General features: G+C 72.4%; 3 protein-coding genes and 1 rRNA gene. 3 read left to right on the top strand and 1 reads right to left on the bottom strand.

What is annotated here, in order from left to right:
* Positions 1–103: 103 nt before the first annotated feature.
* Both rrf and CCN72_RS40070 read left to right on the top strand, forming a co-directional pair.
* Positions 104–220, top strand: a 5S ribosomal RNA gene (gene rrf / locus CCN72_RS29620).
* Between the two features lie 1,364 nt (positions 221–1,584).
* Positions 1,585–2,430: a hypothetical protein gene (locus CCN72_RS40070; protein WP_208638135.1), complete on the top strand. Its 846-nt coding sequence runs from the start codon at positions 1,585–1,587 to the stop codon at positions 2,428–2,430.
* 120 nt (positions 2,431–2,550) lie between these two features.
* Here CCN72_RS40070 and CCN72_RS29630 read toward each other — a convergent pair whose 3' ends face one another.
* On the bottom strand, positions 2,551–3,834 hold the full coding sequence (locus CCN72_RS29630; RefSeq protein WP_086811057.1) for a DUF1015 domain-containing protein: 1,284 nt from the start codon (positions 3,832–3,834) through the stop codon (positions 2,551–2,553).
* Positions 3,835–3,903: 69 nt separating this feature from the next.
* Between CCN72_RS29630 and CCN72_RS29635 the strand changes: the two genes are divergently transcribed.
* On the top strand, positions 3,904–4,932 hold the full coding sequence (locus tag CCN72_RS29635; protein WP_086811059.1) for an HAD-IIA family hydrolase: 1,029 nt from the start codon (positions 3,904–3,906) through the stop codon (positions 4,930–4,932).
* Positions 4,933–5,113 lie beyond the last annotated feature (181 nt).

Raw genomic sequence — 5,113 nt, forward strand, 5'->3', positions numbered from 1 at the left:
GTTGCTCGCGTCCACTGTGTTAGTTCTGAGGCAACGAACAGTTGCCGGCTAGAGCTGAACGCATAACTACAAAGTGTGCTTGTTCGCTCGAAACCATTAGGGTTTCGGTGGTCATAGCGTTAGGGAAACGCCCGGTTACATTCCGAACCCGGAAGCTAAGCCTTTCAGCGCCGATGGTACTGCAGGGGGGACCCTGTGGGAGAGTAGGACGCCGCCGAACAATCTTTGGAGGACCCCTGGTCCCAGCGTTCAGCTGGGACCAGGGGTCCTTTTGTTTTTACAATGCTTGCGGTACCGAAGACAGGAGTCACCATGTCCACCAACTCTCCCGACGACCGACCGGAGCGCGATCAGCGGCGACGGGACAGTGGGGACCGTGGCGACCGCGGCGGTTACCGCGGCGACCGTGGTGACCGCAGTGACCGTGGCGGCTTCCGGCGCGACGACAACCGCGGCGGCGACCGCGGTGGCGACCGTGGCGGGTTCCGCCGCGATGACCGCCGTGACGACCGCCCCTCGTACGGTCGCCGTGACGACGACCGCGGTGGCTTCCGCCGTGACGACCGTCGCGATGACAACCGTGGTGGCGGCTACGGCCGGCGCGACGACCGCCGGGATGACCGCCGTGACGACCGCCGGGACGACCGTCCCTCGCGTCCGAGCTTCCAGCGCGATGACCGCGGTGACCGTGGTCCCCGTCGTGACGACCGAGGTGGCCGCCCCGGTGGCTTCCGCCGCGACGACCGCCCCTCCTTCCGTCGTGATGACGACCGTGGCGGCGACCGTGGCGGGTTCCGTCGCGATGACCGTCGTGATGACAACCGTGGCGGTGGCTACGGCCGCCGTGACGACCGCCCGTCCTACGGTCGCCGTGATGACGACCGCGGTGGCGACCGTGGTGGCTTCCGTCGTGATGACCGTCGTGATGACAACCGTGGTGGCGGCTACGGCCGGCGCGACGACCGACGTGATGACCGTCCCTCGCGTCCGAGCTTCCAGCGTGACGACCGTGGTGACCGTGGTCCCCGTCGTGACGACCGAGGTGGCCGCCCCGGTGGCTTCCGCCGCGACGACCGACGCGACGACCGCCGCGACGACCGCCCCTCCTTCCGTCGCGATGACGACCGTCCGTCCTTCCGTCGTGATGACGACCGCGGTGGCGACCGTGGCGGGTTCCGCCGTGATGACCGTCGTGATGACAACCGTGGCGGTGGCTACGGCCGCCGTGACGACCGCCCCTCGTACGGCCGTCGTGATGACGACCGCGGTGGCGACCGTGGCGGCTTCCGTCGTGATGACCGTCGCGATGACAACCGTGGTGGCGGCTACGGCCGGCGCGACGACCGCCGGGATGACCGCCGGGACGACCGTCCCTCGCGTCCGGGCTTCCAGCGCGATGACCGTGGTGACCGTGGTCCCCGTCGTGACGACCGTGGTGGCCGCCCCGGTGGCTTCCGCCGTGACGACCGACGCGACGACCGCCGGGACAGCCGGGGCGACGACCGCCGTGGCGGTGGCTACGGCCGCCGTGACGACCGGGACCGCGACCGGGACCGTCACCACGACCGGGAGCCGATCAAGCGGCTGCCGATCCCGGAGGACGTCACCGGCGACGAGATCGACAAGGACGTCCGGCAGGAGCTCCAGAGCCTGCCCAAGACGCTCGCCGAGGACGTCGCCCGCAACCTGGTGATGGTCGCCCGCCTCATCGACGAGGACCCCGAGGGGGCCTACGGCTACTCCAAGGTGGCCCTGCGCCTGGCGTCCCGTGTGGCCGCCGTACGCGAGGCCGCCGGTTTCGCGGCGTACGCGAACCAGAAGTACAGCGAGGCCCTCGCCGAGTTCCGTGCCGCCCGCCGGATGACCGGCGGCGTGGAGCTGTGGCCGGTGATGGCCGACTGCGAGCGCGGGCTCGGCCGGCCGGAGAAGGCGCTGGACATGGCCGGCGCCCCCGAGGTGCACAAGCTGGACAAGGCCGGTCAGGTCGAGATGCGGCTCGTCGCGGCCGGTGCCCGGCGTGACATGGACCAGCTGGACGCGGCCATCGTGACCCTCCAGAGCTCCGAGCTGGCCTCCAACTCCATCCAGCCGTGGACCGCACGGCTGCGCTACGCCTACGCCGACGCGCTGCTCGCGGTCGGCCGTGAGGGCGAGGCGCGGGAATGGTTCGCGAAGGCCGTCGAGGCCGACCGGGACGGCAGCACCGACGCCTCCGACCGGCTCGCCGAGATGGACGGCGTGGAGTTCGTGGACGCCCTGGACGAGCACGAGGGCGAGGGCGACTCCGCCGAAGCCAAGGCCGCCGACGCCGAGGCCCCCGAGGTCCCGGAGGCCAAGGCCCCCGAGGCCGAGGCCGACGACAGCGCCGACGACGACCTGATCGACGACGAGGGCGACACCGAGCGCGCCGAACAGCGCGACAAGGACTGACGGCTGACGCCCGTCGGTGAGTGATCGAGGGGGCAGGTTCCCGACGGAACCTGCCCCCTTTCGCATACCCGAAGCCGTGCCCGGAGCAGTGCCTGGAGCCGTGCCCCGAGCCGCCCGGGATCAGATCTCCAGCGCCCGCAGCACCAGCCCCGACGCCGGCTTCGGTCCGAACGACGTCGACTTGCGCGGCATGGTCACGCCCTGGCGGGCCAGATCGCGTACGACCTCCTCGCGCACCGGGTGCATCAGCACGGCCGTACCGCCGTCGCGTTCGGCCTTCGCCACGGTCGCGGCCGTGTCATGGATGTAGGCGATGTGCGCCGGGGAGTCCTCGGGAATGTGCCAGACGTGTTCCAGCAGGGCCGCGTGCAGGACCGTGGCGTCCAGGGAGCGCCAGGCGGCCGGGCGGTCCGCGGGGATGGCGCGGGCCAGCAGCGCCGGGTCCGGGCGGTCCAGCAGATGGAAGGCGCCGTCGCCGGCCAGCAGGAAGGCGTTGCCCGCGCAGGACGCGTCCGCCAGTGCCGCCAGGGCCTCGGCCAGCGGCACCTGGAGGTGTCGTACCTGGAACAGGCCCTCCACGGCGGCCAGCGCGTCCGCCACCGGCAGGCCGTGCAGCAGCCGGTGGATGGCGCGCACGCGCAGCGGATAGCGGGCCGTGTCGACCAGCAGGACGAGGCCGTAGTCCCAGGGGCCGGGCCCGGACTGCTCGTCGCGCAGCCGCAGATAGGTGGCCCAGCGGTGGTGGCCGTCGGCGATCAGGGCCTGGTGATGGGCCAGACCGGACTGGATCCGGGCCATGTCGGTGGCGTCCGTGATCGCCCACAGGCGGTGCCGGAAGCCGTCCTCGGTGGTGGTGGCCAGCAGCGGCGGCTTCTCCGCGGTGCGCTCCACGACCTCGGCGGCCGTGCCGTCGCCGCGGTAGGTCAGCAGCAGCGGTTCCAGATTGGCGCGGGTGGCGCGCATCAGGGCGGCGCGCTCGGCGACCACCGGCGCCATGACGCCCTCGTGCGGCAGCACCACGCCCTCGGCCGGCTCGGAGACCCGCAGCGTGCCGATGACACCGCGCTGGAGCATGCCCTCGCCGTCGCTCTGCTCGTACACGTACAGGGCGGGTTCGGGGTCCGCGGCGAGGATGCCCTCGGCGAGCCAGCGGCGCAGCGTGTCGGCGGCCTGCTCGGTGCGTTCGCTGGGCGTGTGGGCCTCGGGGAGGATCAGCCGGACGATGTTGTGGGGGTCCGCCGACTGGAGGTGGTGCACTCCGTCGGGCCGTACCACGACGTCGTACGGCGGGGAGGTGACGGAGGCCAGGCTGCCGACCCGGTCGGGGTCGTATCGAAGGCCGCGGAACGGGGTGAGTTCCAGGCCTCGGCGCGCCATTGCTTCCGAGTGACCTGCTGTGTCCATCCCGGCATCGTATGTCAGTGGCATGCGGGATGATCGGGGGTAAGCGAGCGAGCGAGGAGCGATGCGGATATGAGCGACGGCGTCAGGACCGGGCCCGAGAGCAGTGGGCGGCCCCTGAGCGAGGCGTACGACACGGCGCTGCTCGACCTCGACGGAGTCGTGTACGCGGGTGGGAACGCGATCGCGCACGCCGTCGGCTCCCTGGAGCGGGCCCGTGCGGGCGGGATGCACCTGGCGTACGTCACCAACAACGCGCTGCGCACGCCGGGCGCGGTCGCCGAGCATCTGACCGAGCTGGGGATACCGGCGGCGGCCGAGGACGTCATCACCTCGGCGCAGGCGGTGGCCCGGCTGATCGCGGAGCAGGTGCCGGCCGGGGCGCGGGTGCTGGTGATCGGCGGCGAGGGGCTGCGGGTGGCGCTGCGCGAGCGGGGCCTTGAGCCGGTGGAGTCGGCGGACGACGATCCGGCGGCGGTGGCGCAGGGGTACGGCGGGCCCGAGCTGACCTGGGGCCGGTTCGCGGAGGCGTCGTACGCGGTGGCGCGCGGGGTGCCGTGGTTCGCGTCGAACACCGATCTGACGATCCCGAGCGGGCGCGGGATCGCGCCGGGCAACGGGGCGGCGGTGGAGGTCGTACGGATCGCGACGGGCAAGGAGCCGCAGGTGGCGGGCAAGCCGCTGCCGCCGATGCACCGGGAGACGGTCATCCGGACCGGCGCGAAGCGGCCGCTGGTGGTGGGGGACCGGCTGGACACCGACATCGAGGGCGCGTTCAACGGCGGGGTGGACTCGCTCCTGGTGCTGACCGGGGTCACCGACGGCGCCCGGCTGCTGGCCGCGACGCCGGAGCACCGGCCGACATATGTGGACGCGGATCTGCGCGGGCTGCTCACCGGCCAGCCGGAAATCACCCGGGAGGGTGAGGGTTTCCGGTGCGGCGGGTGGACGGCGACGGCCGGGGGCACCCGGCTGGAGCTGGACGGCGACGGCGAGGCCCTCGACGGACTGCGGGCGCTGTGCGCGGCGGCGTGGACGGCGGCCGGGGAGGGCTCCTGCGAGTTGGACGGGGGGAAGGCGCTGGCGAGGCTCGGACTCTGAGTCGCTTTCAGCCGGCTCGGCAGCTGAGCCCGCCGTCAGGACGGAGGCGGGGGCTCCCGCCGGTGGCGCGCCGCTCGTCAGGGCGTCGCGCGGCTTTCGGTACCCGGGGATCTCGATCCCAAAGGAGGATAGGCTAACCTAACCTCGTGTTGGTCGACAGTCCTCCGGAGCCGCGCGCGGC

Source organism: Streptomyces murinus (assembly GCF_002154555.1).
In the GTDB taxonomy this organism is placed as follows: domain Bacteria; phylum Actinomycetota; class Actinomycetes; order Streptomycetales; family Streptomycetaceae; genus Streptomyces; species Streptomyces murinus.

Bases quoted from the DNA above. Each gene is read 5' to 3' on its own strand.
- CCN72_RS29630 (WP_086811057.1), bottom strand. From the start codon at position 3,834: ATGGACACAGCAGGTCACTCGGAAGCAATGGCGCGCCGAGGCCTGGAA.
- CCN72_RS29635 (WP_086811059.1), top strand. From the start codon at position 3,904: ATGAGCGACGGCGTCAGGACCGGGCCCGAGAGCAGTGGGCGGCCCCTG.